The following is a 23557-nucleotide window of genomic DNA, read 5'->3' as shown; positions in this document are numbered from 1 at the left end:
CGACGTTCAGTGCCCGCCATGCATCGCGTCGGCCAGATCGTCTGCGGGCTTGCGGACGAACGCGCTCAGCGCGACGGCGGCGAGCGAGATGATCGCGGCGATGAGGAACGCCATCCGAGCGCCAGGTGCTCCAGCCGCGGCCGTCTCCAGTCCCTCGGCCTCTCCTGCGTGCAGGATGGCGGAATAGGTGACGGTGAGGACGGCGACGCCGGCGGCCCCGCCGACCTGCTGGAGAGTGTTCAGCACCGCGGAGCCGTGCGAGTACAGCGAGCGCGGCAGTGATCCGAGCGATGCGGAGAACAGGGGCGTGAAAGACATCGCGAGCCCGACCGACATCGCGGCCTGCACGATGATCAGCACCCACCACACGGTGTGCTCTCCGACGGTCGAGTAGTAGAACAGCGCTGCCGACACGAGGATCGTTCCGGGGATCAGCAGCGGGCGCGTTCCACGAGCGTCGTACACGCGGCCCATGACGGGGCCGAGCAGACCCATCAGCACGGAGCCGGGAAGCAGGATGAGACCTGCTTCGAGGGCGTTGAGTCCGGCGACGTTCTGCAGGTACTGCGGGAGCAGCGTCAGCGTGCCGAACATCGACAGCGCGAGGATCGCCATGATGATGACCGCGAACGTGAAGTTGACCGAGCGGAACACTCGCAGATCGAGCAGAGCGTCATCGATGCGCTGCAGCACCAGCTGACGCCAGACGAACAGCGCGAGGGCGACGGCACCCACGACGAGTGCGATCACGCCGCTGGTCTCGCCGGATCCGCCCTCGCCGCCGAACTGGCTGAGACCGAAGACGATGCCGCCGAAGCCGAGTGCCGCGAGCGGGATGGAGAGCACGTCGAGGGGAACCTTGCGCGTCTCTCCGAGGTTCGTCATCCACTTGACCCCTATGAAGAGCGAGATGAGGGCGATCGGCAGGATGATCGCGAACAGCGCGCGCCAGTGGAGCGTCTCGAGGACCGCGCCGGCGAGCGTCGGGCCGATCGCGGGAGCGAGCGAGATGACGAGGCCGACCCGGCCCATCATGCGACCGCGCGACTGCGGAGGGACCACGTTCATGATCGTCGTCATGAGCAGCGGCATCATGATTCCGGTGCCGGCGGCCTGGATGACTCGACCCACGAGGAGGACCCCGAAGCCGGGCGCCACGAGGGCGACCAGCGTGCCGAGCGAGAACGAGACCATCGCCGCGATGAAGACCTGGCGGGTCGTGAAGCGCTGCAGGATGAACCCGGTGGTCGGGATCACGACGGCCATGGTCAGCATGAACGCGCTCGTCAGCCACTGCCCGAGCTCGGGCGGGATGCCCAGATCGGCGTTCAGATGCGGGATCGCGATCCCCATCGTCGTCTCGTTGAGGATGGCGACGAACGCGGCGACGAGAAGCAGCCAGATCACGCGCATGTCGCTGCGAGCGATCTCACCGCTCGCCGCAGCCGGGGGCGTGGTGATCGAACCGGTGTCGACGGCAGACATACGGCCTCCTGGGCACGAGAGAAAGAGGGAAGGCGCGCGAGTGCGCGTTGGACATTCAGCGTAACCACAGCTTCGGACATTCCATTCCGGATCCGGGCGAATCCGCTCTCAGCGGAGGCTCAGCCGCGCCGGATCGGTCCCGATGTCGACCTCGCTGACTACGCTGGCGAGATGAGCATGGGTGGCGGACGCGGTGGATTCCGCGGGGTGGATGAGACCGCGCAGCGTCGGCTCAACGCAGAGGCGCCGCGGATCAGCGGCCTGGGCGCCAGAGTGATCGCCCTCTTCCGGCCCTACCGATGGCGCATCTTCTGGACCGGCGTGCTGGTCGTCATCGGCGCCGCGATCGCGGTGATCCCTCCGCTGATCGTCCAGCGCATCTTCGACGACGCCCTCTTCCCGGTAGACGGCGGGGGTCCGCAGCTGCAGCTGTTGATCTGGCTCGTCTCGGCGATGGTCGGGTTCTTCCTCGTCTCGGCCGTGCTCGGTGTGGCTCAGACCTGGCTCACCTCGACGGTCGGCAACAGCGTCACCGGCGACCTCCGTGTGCGCCTGTTCGAGCACCTGCAGGCGATGGAACTCGGCTTCTTCACCCGGACGAAGACAGGCGTGATCCAGTCCCGCCTGCAGAACGACGTCGGCGGCGTCTCAGGGGTGCTGACGAACACCGTCACCAGCATCCTGGGCAATGTCGTCACCGTGATCGCGTCGCTCGTCGCGATGATCCTCATCGACTGGCGTCTCACTCTGATCGCCGTCGTGCTGATGCCGTTCCTGATCATCGTCCAACGCCGCGTGGGCCAGGTGCGTGCGCGCATCGCGGGAGAGACGCAGGAGTCCCTCTCGGAGCTCACCTCCATCACGCAGGAGACGCTGAGCGTCTCGGGGATGCTGCTGTCGAAGGCGTTCAACCGCCAGCGCACGGAGTCCCAGCGATACCAGGCCGAGAATCGCAACCAAGTCACGCTGCAGGTGCGGCGAGCGATGAGCGGCCAGGGCTTCTTCGCCGTCGTCCAGGTGCTGATGGCGAGCGTGCCCGCCGTCATCTACCTCGTCTCGGGCTACCTCATCGCCGGCGGCAGCGGCGCCATCACCGCCGGCACCGTCGTGGCCTTCACGACCGTCCAGGCGCGTCTTCTGCAGCCGCTGATGGGACTCATGCGGGTGTCGCTCGACCTTCAGACATCATCCGCGCTGTTCGCGCGCATCTTCGAATACCTCGACCTCGTCCCCGAGATCCAGGACGCTCCGGATGCGATCACCGTCGCCGAAGCCCCGGGGCCGCGCGGACGGATCGAGTTCGCGGATGTCGTCTTCCGCTACCCGGACGCGGCGCCCGACGCTCGACCCACTCTGCAGGGCGTGTCGTTCGTCGCCGAACCGGGACAGCACGTGGCATTCGTGGGTCCGTCCGGCGCCGGCAAGACGACGGTGCTGTACCTCGCTCCGCGGCTGTACGAGGCGCACGGCGGCGCCGTGCTCTTCGCGGGTGCGGACGTGAAGACCCTCACGCAGGAGTCCATCATCGATCAGGTCGGCATCGTGTCTCAGGAGACCTACCTGTTCCACGCCACGATCCGCGAGAACCTGCTCTACGCCCGCCCGGAGGCGACCGACGAGGAGATGATCGCGGCCTGCACCGCGGCGAACATCCACCACATCATCAGCGGGTTCGAAGACGGCTACGACACGGTCGTCGGGGAGCGGGGATACCGTCTCTCGGGCGGTGAGAAGCAGCGCATCGCGATCGCGCGTGTGCTGCTGAAGGATCCGCCCGTGCTTCTGCTCGACGAGGCTACCTCCGCTCTCGACACCGTGTCGGAGCGGGTCGTACAGGAGGCACTCGACGAGGCCGCGAAGGGGCGCACGACGCTCACGATCGCGCACCGTCTCTCGACGATCATGGGCGCAGATGTCATCCACGTCGTCGAGGCGGGGCTGATCGTGGAGTCGGGAACGCATGCCGAGCTCCTCGCTCTGGGCGGTCTCTACGCCGAGCTCGCCGCGCAGCAGGTCGCCGCATCACGCGTGCTCGACACGGAGATGGTCATCGAGACGGCGGTCACGGGAGGCATGCGTGCCGCTCTCGCCGACCGCAGAGCGGACCGGGCGCCGGAGGATTCGGCCGGAGCGGATGCGGTCGATGCGCTCACCGCGCCGGTTCCGCTGCTCGATATGCCTCGCGCGGACGAGCGGGTGTACCCGGCCGAAGGGTGAGACGCGGTCAGTGCACCGACAGGCCGCCGTCGATGAACAGCGACTGCCCGGTGACATAGCTCGAGCCGACGCCCGCGAGGAACACGGAGGCCGCCGCGAAGTCGGCGGGCAGTCCGTTGCGCCCGATCATCGTCCGGGCCGCCAGCGCCGCGATCTGCTCCGGATCCTCCTGCAAGCGTGCGTTGAGCGGAGTGAGCACGAATCCGGGAACCAGGGTGTTGCTCGTGACTCCGGTGCCGCCCCATGCCTCGGCCTCCGAGCGCATCAGCGACTCCACGGCTCCCTTCGACGCTCCGTAGACGCCGCTGCCGACGAAGGCACGATGCGCCTGCTGCGAGCTGATGTGGATCAGGCGCCCGAAGCCGCGCTCGGCCATGCCCGTGGCGTAGCGCTGTCCGAGCAGGAACGGGGCGAGCGCATTGACGGTCATCGTCGCATCCCAGTCGTCCTCGGTGATCTCGGCGAACGGCGGGCGGATGTTGATCCCTGCAGAGTTCACGAGGATGTCCGGCTCGCCGAACGGCTCGGTGGCGGCCTCGGCGAGGGTCCGGATCCCTTCTCGGGAGCCGAGATCGCCGACGACTCCGGCCGCCCGGCATCCGGCGCTCGTGAGCTCGGCGACGGTCTCGGCGATCCGGGCTTCGCCGCGTGCGACGATCACCGTGGCGGCCCCGGCCTTCGCGAGTGCGGTCGCGATGCCGCGTCCGATGCCCGAGCTGCCGCCCGTGACGACGGCTGTGCGGCCCTCGAGCGAGAAGAGGTCGGCGAGGTACTGGTTCATCGGTCTCCTGGTGGCGAGCCTCACCACGCCAGGGCGGCGGTGAGGGCGGGGTCGGGGCGGACGTCGGCGTGCTCGGGGAGCGCTTCGATCTCGGCGACGAACGCGTCGATCTCCGCCGAGTACGCGGGATCGGCGTGAGTGCGCGCGATCTCGACCAGTGGGGGCACATCCATGGCGAGGATCAGCTCGAGTCGGGCCGTGACGGCGGCCCGGGCGCCCGCCTCGTGCAGCACGCGGATTCCCCCGCGCAGAGCGTCGACGTAGTCGCGCAGCACCGGGAGCTGCGCCCGGCTCTGCGTGATCGAGGTGCCGTCGGCCCGCAGACGCCACCGCACGACGGTGTCGGGGATGACGTCGAAGGCGCGGGCGCGGGTGTACATCAGCTGCGCGACCACCTGGTCTTCGTACGCCACGCCCTCGGGAAACCTCAGGTCGGTCCAGAAGTCGGTGCGGCTGACCTTCGACCACGCGACGATGTTGGCGCTCGCGCGGGGGTGCTCCATGATCGTGGTGCCCAGCCGTGCAGGAGACGTCGCCGCCGACACCCATGGCTGCACCCGCCCGGCGACATAGCTCTCGCCGTCGAAGCGCGATCGCACATACGCGCCCGCGACGAAATCGCTGCCGGTCTCGGCGAGGGTGCCGAGGAGGCGCCCGAGCGCCGTCGAGGTGAGCTCGTCATCGCCGTCGAGAAACCCCACGAAGGGGGTGTCGACCAGGTCGAGGCCCACGTTGCGCGCAGCGCCGAGCCCTCGGGACGCCTCGTGCCGCAGGCTTCGGAACCTCGGATCCGACGCGGCGGCTGCGGCGAAGATCTCTCCGGTGTCGTCGACGGAGCCGTCGTCGATGAGGAGAGCGCGCCACCGCGTCTCGGACTGCGCGCGCAGCGAGTCGAGAGCGGCCGGAGCGAAGGCGCCGATGTCGCGGCCGGGGACGATCAGAGTCACGATCGGGGCGGTGGCGGTCACCAGCCGAGTCTATGGCCGCACGCACAGCTCTCGCCGTTCAGGGGTGGCCGACCGCCCTCACCGACTCGGCCACCAGCGCGCCGAGCCGCTCGGGCAGATCGGAGGGCAGCGCCTCGCGTCCGAAGGTGAAGCGCACCGAGGTCTGTGCGACCGCAGGAGACACCCCGCACGCGAGGAGCACATGCGAAGGCTCGTCGCTCCCGGCAGCGCAGGCAGAGCCGCTCGACGACACGACTCCCCGTCGCTCGAGCTCGAGCAGAACCGCCTCGCCGCTGACACCGGTGAACGTGAAGCTCGCCGTCGCGGGAAGCCGCGCCGCCGGATCACCGGTGAGCGACGCCTGCGACACGAGCGACTGAACCACCTCGATGAATCGTCCCGTGGATGCGCTGAGCCGGGCGTTCACCTCGTCGCGCTCCGCTTCGGCGAGCTCCAGCGCCGTGGCGAGGGCCACCGCTCCCGCGACGTTCTCGGTGCCGGAGCGGCGACCCCGTTCCTGCCCGCCACCGTGCATCAGGGGTTCGAGAGCGACGCGCCCGCGCACGCCGAGCACGCCGATCCCCTTGGGGGTCCCGAGCTTGTGCCCGGCCACCGCTATCGCATCCGCCCCGAGATCGGTGAGTGGCAGCCACCCCGCCGACTGCACGGCGTCGACGTGCAGCGGTACGCCGGCATCACGGGCCACCGCGGCGAGTGAGGGCACGTCCTGGATCGTGCCGATCTCGTTGTTGGCGTGTCCGATCGCCACCAGGGCGGTGTCCTCACGCAGGGTCTCCGTCAGTGCAGAAGCGGAGATCCTGCCGAGGGCGTCGACCGGAGCGGCCGACACCTCGACCCCATGGAAGCGATGCAGATAGTCGGCGGACTCGAGGATCGACTCGTGCTCGATCGGCGAGACGACCAGATGCCCGCGGCCGCGCGCGAGAGCCGCGAGCACGATCCCCTTGACCGCGAGGTTGTTCGATTCTGTTCCGCCGGAGGTGAAGATCACATCTCCGGAGCGCATCCCGAGCACCCGCGCGACCCGTGCGCGTGCTTCGTCGAGCGCGCTCGCCGCAGCTTCGCCGTATGTGTGATGGCTCGACGGGTTGCCGAACACCCCGGCGAGGAACGGGCGCATCGCGTCGAGCACCTCCGGACGGACCGGGGAGGTCGCGGCGTGGTCGAGATAGAGCATCCGCGTCAGTCGATCCGCACGTCCAGGCCGAGGTCGAGCGCCCTGGCCGAGTGCGTCAATGCGCCGACCGAGATCACATCGACTCCCGTCGCCGCGATGCCGCCGACCGTGTCGAGATTCACCCCGCCCGAGGCCTCGACCTGCGCGCGGTCGCCGATCAGAGCCACTCCTGCGCGCAGATGGTCGACCGAGAAGTTGTCGAGCAGCACGGTGTGCGTGCCGCCGTCGAGCACAGCCGGGATCTGATCGAGCCGGTCGACCTCGACGACCACGTGGGTGGTGTGAGGCAGGCGCGAGAGGGCGTCGCGCAGGGCGGTGGCCAGGTCGACTCCCGAGCGCTTCAGCACCGCGAGATGGTTGTCCTTGGCCATCACCGCGTCGGACAGGGAGTGGCGGTGGTTGTGTCCGCCCCCCGAGAGCACGGCATGTCGTTCGAAGGCGCGGAGCCCCGGGGTCGTCTTCCGGGTGTCGGCGATGCGTGCCGACGTTCCCTCGATCGCACGCACGTATGCGGCCGTGACCGTCGCGATGCCGCTCATCCGCTGAGTGAAGTTGAGTGCGATGCGCTCGGCGGTGAGGATTCCGCGGGCGGGGCCCGACACCGAGGCGAGCACGTCACCCGCCGCGAACGCGTCGCCGTCGCCCACGTGCACATCGACCGAGATGCTCGGATCGGTGAGATGGAACGCAGCCGCGAAGACCTCGCCCCCGCTGAAGGTCCCGGCTTCTCGAGCGACCAGATCGGCGGTGGCGGTGGCGTCCGAGGGCAGCAGAGTCGTGCTGGTGAGGTCGCCCCAGGGAGCGTCCTCCTCGAGCGCAGCGCCGACGACGCGGGTGATGTGGGCGGGAGTGAGCATCAGACGGTCTCCAGGAGAGGTGCGGCGACGGATTCGCGGAAGTGCGCACCGATCGAGTCGGTGCGAGCGAGAGCTGCGGATGCCGTCGCGTCGGCGAGCAGGAGCAGGTTCGCGTCCTCGCGCTCGGCGACGGTGGTCGGATCGGGAGCGGTGGCGAGCCAGCGACGCAGCGTGATCAGGGCGTACCGGAGACCGTCTTCCGAGCGCAGCAGACCCACGTGGTCCCACATCAGTCGCTGGAGTGCTGCCCGACTGAATACAGTGCCGTGATCGTCCACGTCTGAGTCGGGGCCATCGCCGTGCGTCGGGCCGTTCGCCTTTCGCACGGTCATCGGAGGCTGCCAGGGAGCCTCGAGTGCCGCTGCCGCGCGAGCGCCGAAGACGGCACCCTCGAGCAGGGAGTTCGAAGCGAGGCGGTTCGCTCCGTGCACGCCCGTGCGCGCCACCTCGCCCACGGCCAAGAGGCCCCGGATGGATGTGCGGCCGTCGAGGTCGGTGACGATGCCGCCCATGAGATAGTGCGCTGCCGGTGTCACGGGAATCGGCTCGGAAGCCCAGTCGAAACCGCGTTCGCGTGTCACCCGATCGATCGTCGGGAACCGATGTGCGAGCCGGAGTCTTCCGATCATCGTCGCGTCGAGACGCACGGGGGAGCCTTGCCGGGCTGCCTGGCGGGCGATCGCGCGTGCGACGACATCGCGCGGAGCGAGTTCCCCGTCGGGGTGGCTGTCGAAGACGAACCGACGACCGGCCGCGTCGATCAGGGTCGCGCCCTCGCCGCGGACGGCTTCGGAGACGAGGAAGGCGGGGCCTTCGCCCAGGATCGTCGGATGGAACTGCACGAACTCGAGGTCCGCGACAGCCGCGCCGACACGGAGAGCTGCGGCGATGCCGTCGCCGGTGGCGCCCAGGGGGTTCGTGGTGTGCGCATAGAGGTGACCGGCACCGCCGGTCGCGAGGATCACCGCATCTGCGGAGAGGTCGGAGGCCACGCCGTCGACCACCACGCGGATGCCGCGCGCGATGCCGTCTTCGACGAGCACGTCGGCGAGGAAGGCGCCCTCGACCACGGTGACGTCGGTGCTGCGAACAGCAGCCACCAACGACTGGGCGATCGCCGCACCGGTGGCATCGCCGCCGGCGTGCACGATTCGGGCGTGACGATGAGCAGCCTCGCGTCCGAGCAGGAGCTCGCCGTCCGGCGACCTGTCGAATGCGACGCCTCGGGTGATCAGCTCGGCGATCCGAGCCGCGCCGTCGCGCACGAGAACCCCGACGGCCACCTCATCCGAGAGGCCTGCCCCCGCTTCGATCGTGTCGGCCGCGTGCTGCGCCGCAGAGTCGCCGGTGCCGTAGATCCCGGCGACGCCGCCCTGCGCGTACCCCGTGGAGCCGTCGCCGATCGCTCCCTTCGTCACGAGGGTGACCGAGTGCCCTGCCTCTCGCGCATGCAGCGCCGCGGTCAGTCCGGCGATCCCCGAGCCGACGACGACGACGTTCATCGTGCGCTCGTCACCACGGGCGGCTTCGCCGCCAGCATTCGCTCGAGAGCGATGCGGGCGGGGTCGGCCACATCAGCCGTCACCGTGATCCGGTTCGGCGTGCGACCCGCGACGAGCTCTTCGAGCACCCACGCGAGGTACCCGGGGTGGATGCGGTACATCGTCGAGCAGGGGCACACCACCGGGTCGAGGCAGAAGATCTCATGCTGGGGGAACTGCGCGGCGAGGCGGCGGACGAGGTTGATCTCGGTGCCGATCGCGAAGGTCGTCGGCGTGGTCGCAGCGGCGATCGCCCTCCGGATGTAGTCGGTCGAGCCCGCCTCGTCGGCCGCGTCGACGACCGCCATGGGGCATTCGGGGTGCACGATCACTCGCACACCGGGGTGCTCGGCCCGCGCCTGGTCGATCTGGTCGACGGTGAACCGACGGTGCACCGAGCAGAACCCGTGCCAGAGGATCACCCGGGAGTCGACGAGCTCGGATGCGGAGGAGCCGCCGAGAGCCTTGCGAGGGTTCCACATCGGCATCTGCTCGAGAGGCACGCCCATCGCCTTCGCGGTGTTGCGTCCGAGGTGCTGGTCGGGGAAGAACAGCACCCGCCGCCCGCGCTCGAATGCCCACTCGAGCACGGTCTGCGCGTTCGACGAGGTGCAGACGATTCCGCCGTGTCGGCCGACGAAGCCCTTGATCGCGGCGGAGGAGTTCATGTACGTGACGGGGATGACGGGCACGCGGCCGTCCTCGTCCTGCGCGTCGAGGTCGCCGAGAACCTCTGCGAGCTGCTCCCAGCAGTCCTCGACCTGGTCGATGTCCGCCATGTCCGCCATCGAGCATCCGGCCGCGAGATTCGGCAGGATCACGGCCTGGTCGGGGCCCGAGAGCAGGTCGGCCGTCTCGGCCATGAAGTGCACGCCGCAGAAGACGATGGCCTCGACATCCGGCCGCTCCTTCGCCGCGGTCGCGAGCTGGAAGGAGTCGCCCACGTAGTCGGCGTGACGCACGACCTCTTCGCGCTGGTAGAAGTGCCCGAGAATGACGGCGCGGTCGCCCAGCACCGCCTTCGCCGTGCGGATGCGCTCGTCGAGCTCGGCTTCGCTCGCCTCCCGGTACGCGGCGGGGAGCTCACCCTGACGCGGTGCTCCGGTCGGGATGACGTCGCCCATCGACGACCCTGGGCCGTAGCCGGGGCGGGAGTCGAAGTCCCAGGGGCCGGCGGCGAGGTCGGTCGCGCACGTCGCGTCGGTCGAAGCGCCCGACACGATCGACTGGATCGCGTGGTCGACGGAGGCGTCGAACGGCTGCACGGCCGGTGTCGGAACGAAGGTGATGCTCATCGGGTGCTCGTCTCCTCAGGGCCGAGCGGGCCGTGATCGGCGAGCTCGACATCGGTGTTGTAGCGGTACAGGCGGGCGGGGCGGTGGTTGCCGGTGCGGAAGCGGTCTGTGGGCAGGAGGTTGCCGGCCGACTCGACCTGACGGCGGAAGTTGGCGGGATCCAGGTTCTTGCCGAGGATCGCCTCGTAGGCCTCGCGAAGGTCGGCCAGAGTGAATTCGGCGGGGAGGAAACCATGCGCGACACGGCTGTAGCCGACTTTGCTCCGCAGCCGCCACAGGGCGTACTCGACGATCTTCGCGTGGTCGAAGGCCAGCGCTGGCAGCTCGTCGAGCCCGAACCAGCGCACGTTCTCGGGGGCGCGACCCGATGCGCGGTGTGCCGAGCTCTGCGCGTCGACGTCGTCCTGGCGGAGCAGCGCCCAGTACACGATCGACACGACGCGCGTGGGGGAGCGGTCGACCGCCCCGAACGCATAGAGCTGCTCGAGATAGCTGGGGGTCAGTCCGGTGGTCTCCGCAAGGGTTCGAGCTGCGGCGTCGACGGGTGATTCGGTCTCGGTGAGCCACCCTCCGGGGAGGGCCCACTGGTCGGCGAAGGGCTCGCGCGTACGCAGCACGAGAGGCAGCGCCAGCACCGCCGAACCGTCATCGGTGCGCCGAAGAGTGAGGATCACTGTCGACACGGCGACGTCGATCCCTCCGCTTTGGGTCATAAGTACCTTAACCTCCTGATCCGATCTTAGTGTCATCGGGACTGTTAGTGCACCTCCGTGACCCGATGAGTCCTGAGGCCGAAACGTTATATACCAGCGTTCTGACCTCTTGTCGCTATGAAAGCGATTTGTTAGGTTACTGTCCTAACAAATCCCTTCGCGGGGATCTGTCGCGGGTTCCGATCTGGGACTCGGCTCCATCCCGGAGATCCCTCCTGCAGTGCAGCACCGAGAGGAAATACAGAATGATCCGTAACGGAAGGCGCAAGATCGCGCTCACCGCTGTGGCGGGGGCATCCGTCCTCGCCCTGGGTTTGACAGCCTGTGGCGCAGGCGGCGGCAACGAGGGGAGCGGTGGCGACGGCGACCGGGCTCTTCGCGTGTGGGCCGGCAGCCAGACCCCCATCACCGCGAACTACAATCCGTTCGCACCGACCGTGCTCCACGGTGCGCTCGGGCCGATCTACGAGCCGCTGTTCTTCTACAACAAGACGGCGGATGCCGAACCGGTCGGCCTGATCGGCGACTCGTTCGAGTACAACGAAGACGGCACGGTGATCACGATCACCATCAAGCCCGACCTCAAGTGGAGCGATGGAGAGCCGCTCACCGCGGCCGACGTCGCGTTCTCGTTCACCTACGAGGCGAACAACCCCGAGGGCAACGGCCTCGTCTCCGCCGAGGCGACCGACGACACCACCGTCGTGCTCACCTACACGACCGCGCAGTACACGACCGAGTTCCAGCGACTCGGCTCGACCTACATCCTCCCCGAGCACGTGTGGTCGGAGGTCACCGACTTCGCGAACTTCGCCAACGAGGAGCCGGTCGGCTCGGGCGCTTACGTGGTCGACAAGACGACGAGCGAGTCGTACACGCTCGTGGCCAACGAGAACTTCCGCGATGCCGACGAGCTCGGCGTCAAGAAGGTCCAGTACATCGCCGTCGACAACAACCAGACCGCTCAGGACCTGCTCGCCGCGGGCAAGCTCGACTGGACCGGAATGTTCATCCCGAACCCCGACGACGTGACGGGCAACGGAGCGATCGACTGGATCAACACCCCGCAGGACCCGACAGTGCTGTACACCTGCTCGAACACCGAGCTCGGCTGCACCGGTCCCCAGACGGACGTGGCCGTTCGCCAGGCGCTCAACGTCGCGATCGACCGCACCGCGATCAAGGACAAGGCGTTCGTCGGCCTGACCGGCGACATCTCGCCCACCTTCGCACTGCTGCCGCGCGACGAGAAGTGGGTCGCGGACTCCGCCAACGAGGTCAGCCCTCAGGAGGCGAACGCCGATGAGGCGGGCGAGATCCTCGAGGCCGCCGGCTACACCAAGGGATCGAGCGGCATCTACGAGAAGGACGGCGTGCCCGTCGAGCTCAGCCTGATCTCGGTCGACGGATGGACCGACTACAACGACGCCGCCAAGCTGATCGCCGAGCAGGCGGAGGCGGCCGGCATCAAGGTCACGGCATCCACCGTGCAGTGGCAGGAGTTCTCCGACGCCCGTCAGGGCGGCGACTTCCAGCTCATCGTCGGCGGAGTCATCGGCACCTCGGTCGCCGACCCGTTCCAGATCTACCGCGACTGGTTCGGCGGCACGGCCGTCGAGTCGACGGCTGCGGTCGGCACTGAGGTGCCGGCAGGCCGCTGGAACTTCAGCCGCTACAGCAACCCGGTCGTGGACCAGGCGATCCAGGCCGCCGTCAGCACGAACGACGAGGCGGAGAAGAAGGAGCTGTACGGCACGATCCAGACCGAGATCGTCCGTGACCTGCCCTACATCCCGCTCGTGATCAACGCGACCCAGACCTTCTACAACACGAAGGACTTCACGGGATGGCCGACGGAGGAGGACCTCTACGCCTTCCCGCCGTCCTGGGGAGCGATCGCGGCGGGCTACGTCCTGACGCAGCTCGAGCCGGTCAAGTAAGCACATGAAGACGGGGGAGCAGGAAGCACGGTCAGTGACATGAAGTTCTATGCACGAAGAATCGGGTTCTACGCGTTCACGCTGTGGGCCGCGATCTCACTCAACTTCCTGCTTCCCCGGCTCATGCCGGGGAACCCGGCGGACATCATGATCGCCAAGATGCAGCGAGCGGGCGGCGAGGTCTCCGAGACCACGATCCGCAACATCAAGCTGCTGCTCGGCGGCGACGACTCGTCTCTCTGGGAGCAGTACATCGCGTACTGGGGACGCATGTTCCAGGGCGACCTGGGCATCTCCGTCACCAAGTTCCCGGCCCCGGTGAGTGAGCTGATCGGGCAGGCCCTGCCCTGGACGCTCATCCTCGTCGGCACGGTGACCGTGATCTCCTTCATCCTCGGCGTCGTGCTCGGCGCCTGGGCCGGATGGAAGCGCGGAACCTGGGTCGATCACCTGATCCCGGCGACCACCGTGCTGCAGTCCATCCCGTACTTCTGGATGGCGCTGCTCCTCGTCTCGGTGTTCGCCGTCGGGCTCGGCTGGTTCCCGATCTTCGGGGGCTACGACGTGTTCGATTTCCCGGACGGCCCCGAACCGACCTGGGCGTTCTTCACGGACGCGCTCTCGCACGCGATCCTGCCCGCGCTGACCATCGTCATCTCATCGGTCGGCGGGTGGATGTTCGGCATGCGCAACATGATGGTGCAGACCATGGCCGAGGACTACGTGCTCACGGCCGAGGCCAAGGGGCTCCGTCCTCGTCGCATCATGACGACCTACGCGGCACGCAACGCCGCGATCCCGTCGATCGCCGGCTTCTCGATCACCCTGGGCTTCGTGGTGGCCGGTTCCATCGTCATGGAGCAGGTGTTCACCTACCCGGGCATCGGGAAGCTGATGTTCCAGGCGGTCACGAACAACGACTATGCGCTGATGCAGGGGCTCTTCCTCGTCATCACCATCACGGTGCTCGCCGCCAACTTCATCATGGACCTCGTCTATGGATTCATCGACCCGAGGGCGCGCCAGAATGTCTGACACCGAGAACGCAGTCCTGATCACCAAGGATCAGCCCATGACCCAGCCGGCGAGCACGATCTCGTTGGCCACGCAGCGGGGACGCAAGCGCCGGAGGGTGCTCCCGACGACCTCGCCGAAGTTCATCACCGGGGCGACGATCGTGATCGCGATCGTCCTGTTCGCGATCATCGCGCCGATGTTCTCGCAGAATCCGCGGAGCACCGACAACCCGGCTCTGCTCCCGCCGTCGCCGGAGCACTGGCTCGGCACCACCAAGCTCGGCAACGACATGTTCGCCCAGCTCGCCATCGGCGCCCAGGGCTCGCTCCTGGTCGGCGTGGTGGCGGGCGGCATCGCCATCATCCTGTCCCTGCTGTTCGGCGTTCTCGCCGGCTACCTCGGCGGATGGCGTGAAGACACTCTCGCGCTCCTGACGAACGTGATGATCGTGATCCCCGGCCTGCCGCTCGTGATGGTGATCTCGTCCTTCGTCCCGCAGCGAAGCTGGCAGCTCGTCGCCTTCGTGCTCGGCATCACCTCCTGGGCCGGGGCCGCCTACGTGCTCCGGCTGCAGACGCGATCGCTGCGCACCCGCGACTACGTCTACGCGTCCAAAGTCGCCGGGGAGCGATCCTTCCGGGTGATCCTGGTCGAGATCATGCCGAACCTGCTGCCGCTGCTCACGGCCCAGTTCCTGTTCGCGATCATCTTCGCCATCCTCGGTGAGGCCGGCCTCTCGTATCTCGGCCTCGGACCGAACTCCTCGATCACCTGGGGCACCATCCTCAACGACGCGCAGTCGGGTCAGGCGCTCGGACGAGGTGCGTGGTGGTGGTTCGTGCCTCCGGGTGTCATGATCGCGATGCTCGGTGCGGGTCTCGCCCTGATCAACTTCGCGATCGACGAGGTCATCAACCCCAAGCTGCGCAATGCACCCGACGCCGCTCGACGCGTGCGCAAGGCGGCCAAGACGAAGGGGGTCGCTGTATGAGCGCTCCGGATGCCGTGCTCACTGCACGCAACGTGTCGATCGAGTACGAGGTGGACCCGCCCGTCAAGGCGGTTCGCAACGTCTCGCTCACTCTCAACCGAGGAGAGATCCTGGGGCTGGCCGGCGAATCGGGCTGCGGCAAGACCACCCTCGCCTACGGCATGAACCGGCTGCTCAAGGCGCCGGCGCTCATGACGAGCGGCGAGATCGTGTTCCACGACCGCGACGGGCACAACATCGATATCGTCGCGCTCGACGGCGACGGTCTGCGCGCGTTCCGCTGGGACAAGATCTCGATGGTGTTCCAAGGGGCGATGAACTCGCTCAACCCGGTGATCAGCGTCAAGGCGCAGATCTTCGACATCTTCGACACGCATCGTCCCGGAATGTCCAAGAAGGACAAGCAGGCTCGGGCCGAAGAGCTGCTGACTCTGGTCGGGGTCGACCCGTCGCGTCTGACGAGCTTTCCGCACGAGCTGTCGGGGGGTATGCGGCAGCGCATGATGATCGCCATGGCGCTCGCACTGGATCCGCAGGTCATGATCATGGACGAGCCCACCACCGCGCTCGACGTCGTGGTGCAGCGCGGGATCATCCGCGAGATCATGCGGCTGCGCGAGCGGCTCGGGTTCGCAGTGATCTTCATCACGCACGACCTGCCGATGCTGATCGAGATCAGCGACCGCATCGCCGTGATGCTGCAGGGCCAGATCGTGGAAGAGGGCACCGCCGAGGAGATCTACCGCACGCCTCAGCACGAGTACACGAAGAAGCTGCTGTCGAGCTTCCCGAGTCTGACCGGCGAGCGCGGAGACTTCGTCCGCACCGGCAACCAGCCCAGTCAGGAGGAGATCCGATGAGTGCTCCCACCCTCGAAGCCCGCAACCTGGTGAAGGACTTCACCCTGCGATCCGGGCTCAAGACATCGACCCTCCACGCGGTCAAGGACGTCTCGTTCACGATCGAAGCGGGTAAGACGGTCGCCCTCGTGGGCGAATCGGGGTCGGGCAAATCGACCATCGCGCGGATGCTGATGAAGCTCGAGACTCCGACCAGCGGGCAGATCCTGCTCGACGGCAAGGATGCGGGCATGCGGGGCCGCGCGGTCGAGGACTACCGCTCGCAGGTGCAGATGGTCTTCCAGGATCCTTTCGCCTCGCTGAACCCCTTCCACACGATCGTCCACCACCTGGAGCGCCCGATCAGGCTCCACCACCCCAAGCTCTCCGGTGGGGAAGTGCGTGCGCGCGCCATCGAGCTGCTCGAGCGCGTGCGGCTGTCACCCGGCGAGAGCTTCGCCGAGCGCCGCCCGCATGAGCTGTCCGGTGGTCAGCGTCAGCGTGTGGCGATCGCGCGGGCGCTCGCGCCGGGGGCACGCTTCATCGTCGCCGATGAGCCCGTCTCGATGCTCGACGTCTCGATCCGGCTGGGCGTGCTCAACCTGCTGGCCGACCTGCAGCGGGAGGAGAATCTCGGCGTGCTCTACATCACGCACGACCTCGCGACGGCTCGGCACTTCAGCGACGAGATCATGGTGCTCTACAAGGGCGACGTCGTCGAGCGCGGGCCCGCTGACGAGGTCATCCTCCATCCGCAGCACGAGTACACGAAGACGCTCCTCGGGGCGGCGCCGGAGCCCGAGAACCTCGGCCGCCTCCGGGATGAGGTCAGGGCGGAGCTCGCCGGTCGCTGAGCATCCGTTCCGGTCCCCCTTCGTGCCGCCGGCCACTCGTTCGCGCGGCACGAAGGGCGACCGGAACGGCATCCGTCTCGGAGCACACGACCCGCTAGACTGATCGCACAAGTGAAGACAGGCCGAATGACCCACGCGGGAGAGCCCCGGCGAACGCAGCCGGGCACCGAAGGAGCAAGCCTCCCCGCCAATCTCTCAGGTACGCGTACCGCGCGGTTCCGGCCACTCTGAAAAGCGATTTCCAGCGAAGCGAGAAATCGGGTTGAGCGAGGCCGCCGGAGGCGCCCGAGTCGAAACCCTGGCGACATGCATTATGCGCGTCTCCGTCTCTTCGCCGGCGGTCCGCCGACGGTGAAAGCCCAGTCTCTGGGCGAAGCTCTCAGGCCCATGACAGAGGGGGAGTTCCGAGGAACGGCGTCTGCGCTGTTCCGCCCGACCCAGCCCGGGAGAACTCCATGTCCGACCCTCGCTACACCCCGCTCCGTGAGCGCCATGAGGCGCTCGGCGCCTCGTTCACCGACTTCGGCGGCTGGCAGATGCCGGTGCGCTACACATCCGACCTCGCCGAGCACCACGCCGTGCGGCAGGCCGCCGGGATCTTCGACATCTCGCACATGGCCGAGTTCCTGGTCACCGGTGACTTCGCCGGCGAGTTCCTCGACTACTCCCTGGCCGGACGACTCTCCGCGATGCCCGTGGGCAAGGCGAAGTACTCGCTGATGCTCGCGGACGACGGCGGGATCATCGACGACGTCATCGTCTACCGGCTCGCCGATGACCGCTTCCTGGTGATCGCGAACGCGGGCAACCGCGGATTCGTCGACTCGGCGTTCGCTTCACGAGTGCGCTCGTTCCCCTCGCGGATCGAACGTGAACGTGCGCCGCTCGCCGCAGGGGAGGACCGCACTTTCGAGGGCTTCCTCGGAGATCGCGGGGTCGACGTCGAGGACGTCTCCGACGAGTACGCGCTGCTCGCCGTGCAGGGCCCCGCATCCGAGGCGATCGTCTCGTCGACGGCCGGCATCACCGACCTCAGCACTCCGTGGGTGGAGCAGAAGTACTACGCGTGGGCCGACGCGATGTTCCTGGGGGCGCCGCTTCTCCTCGCCCGCACCGGGTACACCGGCGAAGACGGCTTCGAACTGCTCGTGCGTGTCGCCGATGCCCCTGCACTCTGGGACGCACTCACCGAAGCCGGACAGAAGCACGGACTCGTGCCCGCCGGCCTCGCAGCGCGCGACACTCTCCGACTCGAAGCGGGCATGCCGCTCTACGGCCACGAGCTCTCCCGTGAGACGAAGCCGTCGCAAGCCGGGCTCGGTCGCGTCGTCGTGTCCGACAAAGAGGACTTCATCGGCAAGGGAGCGGTGGATGCCGCATCCGACGCTCCGGTTCTCGTCGGTCTCGTCGCCGAGGGCAAGCGCGCCGGACGGGCGGGCTACTCCGTGGTCGACGCAGACGGTGTCGCCCTGGGTGAGATCACGAGTGGCGCCCTGAGCCCGACACTAGGCCATCCGATCGCAATGGCCTACGTCGCCCCTTCTTCCGCTGCGGCGGGAACCGCAGTATTCCTTGATGTGCGGGGAACCAGGATCCCTGCGACCGTGACCGCTCTGCCTTTCTACCGGAGGACCAAATGACCGACCTCAACGCACTGCGCTATACCGACGAGCACGAGTGGATCGCCGCTGACGGCGACACCGTGACCATCGGCATCACCGACTATGCGGCCGACAAGCTCGGAGACGTCGTCTTCGTCGAGCTCCCGGCTGTCGGCACCGAGGTCACCGCCGGTTCGGTCGTGGGCGAGATCGAGTCGACCAAGTCGGTCGGCGAGCTCTACGCCCCGGTCACGGGCACGATCGTCGAGATCAACGACTCCGTCGTCGACGACCCCTCGCTCGTGAACGCCGAGCCGTTCGCCGGAGGCTGGCTCATCAAGGTCTCCGTCGGTGCCGGTGCGCTCGACGGCCTGATGGACCGCGACGCGTACGTCGCTCTCACGGAGGGCTGATCGACCAGTGGTCTCTTTCGCCGATCGTCATATCGGAACCACCGCCGCCACCCAGCGTCAGATGCTCGATGCCCTCGGCGTCGAGTCTGAGCTCGAGGACTGGAGCCCCGTCGAGGCGCTGATGCGCCAGGCCGTGCCCGCCTCGATCTTCACCCCCGCCTCCACGGACTCGGTCATCCCGCGCGCGGCGAGCGAGACCGAGGCGCTCGCCGAGCTGCGGGCGATCGCCGCTCGCAACACGGTGAACCGGCCGATGATCGGCCTCGGCTACTACGGCACCGTCACCCCTCAGGTGATCCAGCGCAACGTGCTCGAGAACCCCTCGTGGTACACCGCCTACACGCCGTACCAGCCGGAGATCTCGCAGGGTCGTCTCGAGGCGCTCATCAACTTCCAGACCATGGTGGCCGAGCTCACCGGTCTCACGACGGCCAACGCGTCGATGCTCGACGAGTCGACCGCTGTCGTCGAGGGGATGCTGCTGGCACGCCGCGCATCCAAGAAGGCGTCGAACGTCTTCGCCGTCGACGCAGATGCGTTCCCGCAGACCAAGGCGCTGCTCGAGACCCGCGCCGAGGCCGTGGGCATCGAGCTCGTGACGGTCGACTTCGCCGCCGGCGAGGAGCTTCCGTCCGAGCTTTTCGGTGTGTTCGTCCAGTACCCCGGCGCCTCAGGGCGCGTCTGGGACCCGAGCGCCGTGATCGACGCCGCGCACCTCGCCGGCGGGCTCGCCGTCGTCGCAGCCGACCTGCTCGCTCTCACTCTCATCTCGTCGCCCGGTTCGCTCGGTGCGGATGTCGCGGTCGGCACCACGCAGCGCTTCGGCGTGCCTATCGGCTTCGGAGGGCCGCACGCGGGCTACATGGCCGTGCGTGCAGGACTCGAGCGGCAGCTGCCGGGGCGCCTGGTGGGCGTCTCGGTCGATGCGGACGGCAAGCCGGCGTACCGACTGTCTCTGCAGACCCGCGAGCAGCACATCCGCCGGGAGAAGGCGACCAGCAACATCTGCACCGCGCAGGTGCTGCTCGCGGTCATGGCATCGATGTACGCGGTGTACCACGGACCCGACGGGATCAAGGCGATCGCTCGGGAGGTCGCGGCCAAGACCGTGATGCTGCGCGACTGGCTCGTCGACGCAGGCTCTGACATCGTCCACGACTCGTTCTTCGACACCCTGCAGGTGCGGGTGCCCGGGCGCGCGGCGGAGTATGCGGAGCAGGCTCACCACGGTTTCGGCATCCTGCTGCACGCCGCGGATGCCGACACGATCGGGATCTCGGTCGACGAGACCACGACGGTCGCCGAGCTCCACCAGGTGGCTCAGGTGTTCGGTGGGGCCCGCGAGCGCGCCTTCGGGTTCTTCGGCTCAGGATCGCAGGGCGGCCTTCCCGGCGACCTGATCCGTCAGGACGACTACCTCACGCATCCGGTCTTCCATGCACACCGCAGCGAGACGGCGATGATGCGCTACCTCAAGAGCCTGGCCGACCGCGACTACGCGCTCGACCGCGGCATGATCCCGCTCGGCTCGTGCACGATGAAGCTCAACGCGGCGACCGAGATGGCGTCGATCACGTGGCCCGAGTTCGCGGGCATCCACCCGTTCGCCCCGGCATCCGACGTCGAGGGGTACCTCGACATGATCACGCAGCTCGAGGCGTGGCTCGCCGAGGTCACCGGATACGATGCCGTGTCGCTGCAGCCGAACGCGGGTTCGCAGGGTGAGCTCGCGGGCCTGCTCGCGATCCGCGGCTACCACCTCGCGAACGGCGACACCCAGCGCACCGTGTGCCTGATCCCGTCGTCCGCGCACGGCACGAACGCGGCGTCGGCGGTGCTCGCCGGAATGAAGGTCGTCGTCGTGGCCTGCGACGAGCTCGGCAACGTCGACCTCGGCGACCTGCGGGCGAAGATCGCGGCGCACGCCGACGAGCTCTCCGCTCTGATGATCACCTACCCGTCGACCCACGGCGTGTACGAGCAGGACGTGGTGGAGATCACGACCGCCGTGCACGACGCCGGCGGACAGGTCTACGTCGACGGCGCGAACCTCAACGCGCTGCTCGGCTACGCCCGCTTCGGCGATCTCGGCGGCGACGTCTCGCATCTCAACCTGCACAAGACGTTCGCGATCCCGCACGGCGGTGGCGGCCCGGGCGTCGGCCCCGTCGCTGCGAAGGCGCACCTCGCTCCGTACCTGCCGTCGCACCCGCTCGCTCAGCGCGCGGAGCATGCGGGCGGATTCGTCTTCGAGGGTGGCGCCGTGTCCGCCGCGCCGTACGGGTCGGCCGGCATCCTGCCGATCTCCTGGTCGTACGTGCGGATGATGGGGGCGGACGGCCTCCGCCATGCGACCGCAGCTGCCGTGCTGTCGGCGAACTACATCGCAGCGCGCCTCGGCGAGCACTTCCCGGTGCTGTACGCGGGAGAAGACGGTCGGGTGGCGCACGAGTGCATCCTCGACCTGCGGCCCCTCCGAGAGGAGACCGGAATAACGGTCGACGATGTGGCCAAGCGACTCATCGACTACGGATTCCACGCCCCCACCATGTCGTTCCCCGTCGCGGGCACGCTCATGGTGGAACCCACGGAGTCCGAGGACCTCGGCGAGATCGAGCGGTTCATCGAGGCCATGATCATGATCAAGGCCGAGGCGGATGCCGTCGCCGCCGGGCGCTGGCCCGCGGACGACAACCCGCTGGTCAACGCTCCGCACACCGCGGTCTCGCTGATCGCGGGGGAGTGGAACCACGCCTACACGCGGGAGGACGCGGCCTACCCGGTGCACGCTCTCGTGGCAGGCAAGTACTGGCCGCCGGTGCGCCGCATCGATCAGGCGTACGGCGATCGCAACCTCGTGTGCGCCTGCCCGCCGATCGAGGCGTTCGCCTGAGACGAATCCTGACGAGGGACGGCGTCGCGTCCATCCGGACGCGACGCCGTCGCTCGTTTCCGTGCATTTCCGCGTGTTTCAGGGATGTTTCAGTTGATCACCACTCAGTAACGGTTCATTAGCCGAGAGCGGAGTCCCCTGAATCGCGGGTTACAGTCAACTATCCCTACGCGTTCGACGATGAGCGCGCAGTCTGATGAATACCCGTCCACAGGAGGACACAAAGTGAAGCGCAACAAGATCGCCCTTGCGGGCACTGCGTTGTTCGCGATCGGCGCCCTGGCGCTCGCGGGCTGCGCGAGCGGTGGAAGCGACGACGGCGACGGCGGATCCGGTGCAACCGGTGACGCGGACGCCATCATCACGACGAACGGCTCGGAGCCCGAGAACCCGCTGATCCCCACCAACACCAACGAGGTGGGTGGCGGAAAGATCCTCGACGAGATCTTCGCCGGTCTGATCTACTACGACGCCGACGGCAAGCCCGTCAACGACGTCGCTGAGGAGATCACCACGGAGGACCCGCAGAACCTCACCGTCAAGATCAAGGAAGGCCTGACCTTCACCGACGGTGAAGAAGTCACCGCCGACAACTTCATCAAGGCGTGGAACTACGGCGCTCAGGCTGAGAACGCTCAGCTCTCGGGCTACTTCTTCGAGGACATCGAGGGCTTCATCAACGACGCCGGTGACCCCGCGAACCCCGATGACGACGTCTTCGGCGCGCAGGGCGACATGGCCGGCCTCAAGCAGGTCGACGACTACACCTTCACGATCGCGCTGAACAAGCCGGCCTCCGACTTCGCTCTGCGTCTCGGATACTCGGCGTTCTACCCGCTGCCCGACGCCGCCTTCGAGGACATGGAGGCCTTCGGCCAGTTCCCGATCGGCAACGGCCCGTACATGATCGACGGCGAAGACGCGTGGCAGCACGACGTGCAGATCGACCTCGTGCGCAACGACGACTACGACGGCCCCCGCAAGGCGGCCAACGGCGGTCTGACCATCAAGTTCTACGCCACGCAGGAAGCGGCATACGCCGACCTGCTGTCGAACGAGGTCGACGTCATCGACGCGATCCCGACCAACTCCCTGCCCGTCTTCGCAGACGAGCTCGGCGACCGCGCAGTGAACCAGCCGTCGGCTGTGTTCCAGTCGTTCACCATCGGTCAGTTCCTCCCGCACTTCAGCGGCGAAGAGGGCCAGCTGCGTCGTCAGGCGCTGTCGATGGCCATCAACCGCGAAGAGATCACCGAGACCATCTTCTCGGGCACTCGCACCCCGGCAGCCGACTTCACGTCGCCGGTCATCGCGGGCTGGTCCGACTCGGTTCCCGGCAGCGAGGTCCTCGACTACGACCCCGAGAAGGCGAAGGAGCTGTGGGCCGAGGCCGACGCCATCTCGCCGTGGGACGGCGAGTTCAAGATCGCTTACAACTCCGACGGCGGGCACGACGCCTGGGTCGACGCGGTGAGCAACAGCATCAAGAACACGCTCGGCATCGAGGCATCGGGCGACCCGTACCCGACCTTCCAGGATCTTCGCACCAAGATCAACGACCGCTCCATCACCACGGCAGCGCGTTCGGGCTGGCAGGCCGACTACCCGGGTCTGTACAACTTCCTCGGACCGCTCTACGCAACGGGCGCCGGTTCCAACGACGGTGACTACTCGAACCCCGAGTTCGACGACCTCATCAAGGCCGGAATCAGCAACCCCGACGCCGACGCGCAGATCGAGGACTTCAGCAAGGCTCAGGAAGTGCTCTTCCAGGACCTTCCCGCGATCCCGCTGTGGTACTCGAACGTGACCGGTGGCTTCAGCGAGAACGTCGACAACGTCACGTTCGGCTGGAACTCGGTTCCGCTCTACTACGAGATCACGAAGGCCGGCGAGTAAAGTCTGACGGCACTTCACCTGTGAGGCGGTGACGATTCTTCGTCACCCCCTCACAGGCTTGTGTTCGCACGGCTTT

At 67.7% G+C, this 23557-nt stretch carries 18 protein-coding genes and 1 riboswitch; of the genes, 10 read left to right on the top strand and 8 right to left on the bottom strand.

The window, feature by feature from the left end; all coding sequences use genetic code 11:
* Window positions 1-6 precede the first annotated feature (6 nt).
* Entirely contained in the window at window positions 7-1485 is a 1479-nt protein-coding gene (locus OPU70_RS07470) for an MDR family MFS transporter (RefSeq protein ID WP_309687097.1), read from the bottom strand.
* 171 nt (window positions 1486-1656) lie between these two features.
* Between OPU70_RS07470 and OPU70_RS07465 the strand changes: the two genes are divergently transcribed.
* Window positions 1657-3702: an ABC transporter ATP-binding protein gene (locus OPU70_RS07465; protein WP_079112518.1), complete on the top strand. Its 2046-nt coding sequence runs from the start codon at window positions 1657-1659 to the stop codon at window positions 3700-3702.
* A 7-nt stretch (window positions 3703-3709) separates the two neighbouring features.
* On the opposite strand, the gene OPU70_RS07460 is transcribed toward OPU70_RS07465, so the two are convergent.
* From OPU70_RS07460 to OPU70_RS07430, 7 genes are read right to left on the bottom strand one after another with little or no spacing between them, the layout of a single operon-like run.
* Window positions 3710-4483: an SDR family NAD(P)-dependent oxidoreductase gene (locus OPU70_RS07460; RefSeq protein ID WP_311879455.1), complete on the bottom strand. Its 774-nt coding sequence runs from the start codon at window positions 4481-4483 to the stop codon at window positions 3710-3712.
* A 20-nt stretch (window positions 4484-4503) separates the two neighbouring features.
* Window positions 4504-5451, bottom strand: a complete 948-nt coding sequence (locus OPU70_RS07455; protein WP_311879453.1) for a glycosyltransferase family 2 protein — start codon at window positions 5449-5451, stop codon at window positions 4504-4506.
* A gap of 37 nt (window positions 5452-5488) precedes the next feature.
* Window positions 5489-6628: a cysteine desulfurase family protein gene (locus OPU70_RS07450; RefSeq protein WP_311879452.1), complete on the bottom strand. Its 1140-nt coding sequence runs from the start codon at window positions 6626-6628 to the stop codon at window positions 5489-5491.
* Window positions 6629-6633: 5 nt separating this feature from the next.
* Entirely contained in the window at window positions 6634-7485 is an 852-nt protein-coding gene (nadC, locus tag OPU70_RS07445; protein ID WP_498557447.1) for a carboxylating nicotinate-nucleotide diphosphorylase, read from the bottom strand.
* Window positions 7485-8987, bottom strand: a complete 1503-nt coding sequence (nadB, locus tag OPU70_RS07440; RefSeq protein ID WP_498557446.1) for an L-aspartate oxidase — start codon at window positions 8985-8987, stop codon at window positions 7485-7487. The genes nadC and nadB overlap by 1 nt, the downstream gene beginning before the upstream one ends.
* Window positions 8984-10321, bottom strand: a complete 1338-nt coding sequence (gene nadA / locus OPU70_RS07435; protein WP_498557445.1) for a quinolinate synthase NadA — start codon at window positions 10319-10321, stop codon at window positions 8984-8986. Before nadA ends, nadB begins: the two co-directional genes overlap by 4 nt.
* On the bottom strand, window positions 10318-11034 hold the full coding sequence (locus OPU70_RS07430; protein WP_042542020.1) for an NUDIX hydrolase: 717 nt from the start codon (window positions 11032-11034) through the stop codon (window positions 10318-10320). Before OPU70_RS07430 ends, nadA begins: the two co-directional genes overlap by 4 nt.
* A 245-nt stretch (window positions 11035-11279) precedes the next feature.
* Here OPU70_RS07430 and OPU70_RS07425 point away from each other — a divergent pair, with 245 nt between their 5' ends.
* The 9 genes from OPU70_RS07425 (at window position 11280) to OPU70_RS07385 (ending at window position 23481) form a co-directional block, all read left to right on the top strand.
* Entirely contained in the window at window positions 11280-12974 is a 1695-nt protein-coding gene (locus OPU70_RS07425) for an ABC transporter substrate-binding protein (protein WP_498557444.1), read from the top strand.
* Between the two features lie 39 nt (window positions 12975-13013).
* Complete coding sequence (locus OPU70_RS07420; protein WP_042542018.1) at window positions 13014-14009, top strand: ABC transporter permease; 996 nt, start codon at window positions 13014-13016, stop codon at window positions 14007-14009.
* The gene (locus OPU70_RS07415; protein ID WP_079112526.1) at window positions 14002-14982 is read left to right on the top strand and encodes an ABC transporter permease; all 981 of its coding nucleotides are present in this window, start codon (window positions 14002-14004) and stop codon (window positions 14980-14982) included. The genes OPU70_RS07420 and OPU70_RS07415 overlap by 8 nt, the downstream gene beginning before the upstream one ends.
* Window positions 14979-15842 (top strand): ABC transporter ATP-binding protein, encoded by an 864-nt coding sequence (locus OPU70_RS07410; RefSeq protein WP_475436360.1) that lies wholly within the window; start codon window positions 14979-14981, stop codon window positions 15840-15842. Before OPU70_RS07415 ends, OPU70_RS07410 begins: the two co-directional genes overlap by 4 nt.
* Complete coding sequence (locus tag OPU70_RS07405) at window positions 15839-16675, top strand: ATP-binding cassette domain-containing protein (protein WP_079112527.1); 837 nt, start codon at window positions 15839-15841, stop codon at window positions 16673-16675. The genes OPU70_RS07410 and OPU70_RS07405 overlap by 4 nt, the downstream gene beginning before the upstream one ends.
* 126 nt (window positions 16676-16801) lie before the next feature.
* A riboswitch (glycine riboswitch) is annotated at window positions 16802-16896 on the top strand.
* 234 nt (window positions 16897-17130) lie between these two features.
* Complete coding sequence (locus tag OPU70_RS07400; RefSeq protein ID WP_042542014.1) at window positions 17131-18315, top strand: glycine cleavage system aminomethyltransferase GcvT; 1185 nt, start codon at window positions 17131-17133, stop codon at window positions 18313-18315.
* Window positions 18312-18689 carry a glycine cleavage system protein GcvH gene (gene gcvH / locus OPU70_RS07395; protein ID WP_042542013.1) on the top strand — a complete coding sequence of 126 codons (378 nt, stop codon included), beginning with the start codon at window positions 18312-18314 and terminating at the stop codon, window positions 18687-18689. Before OPU70_RS07400 ends, gcvH begins: the two co-directional genes overlap by 4 nt.
* Before the next feature lie 61 nt (window positions 18690-18750).
* Window positions 18751-21582, top strand: a complete 2832-nt coding sequence (gcvP, locus tag OPU70_RS07390) for an aminomethyl-transferring glycine dehydrogenase (protein WP_498557521.1) — start codon at window positions 18751-18753, stop codon at window positions 21580-21582.
* 225 nt (window positions 21583-21807) lie between these two features.
* On the top strand, window positions 21808-23481 hold the full coding sequence (locus tag OPU70_RS07385) for a peptide ABC transporter substrate-binding protein (RefSeq protein ID WP_153302152.1): 1674 nt from the start codon (window positions 21808-21810) through the stop codon (window positions 23479-23481).
* Window positions 23482-23557: the final 76 nt, after the last annotated feature.

It is taken from the genome of Microbacterium sp. SWDP-B6, assembly GCF_059803615.1.
The sequence above is the reverse complement of the archived record's forward strand: the minus strand, read 5'-3'. Positions and strand labels throughout refer to the sequence as shown.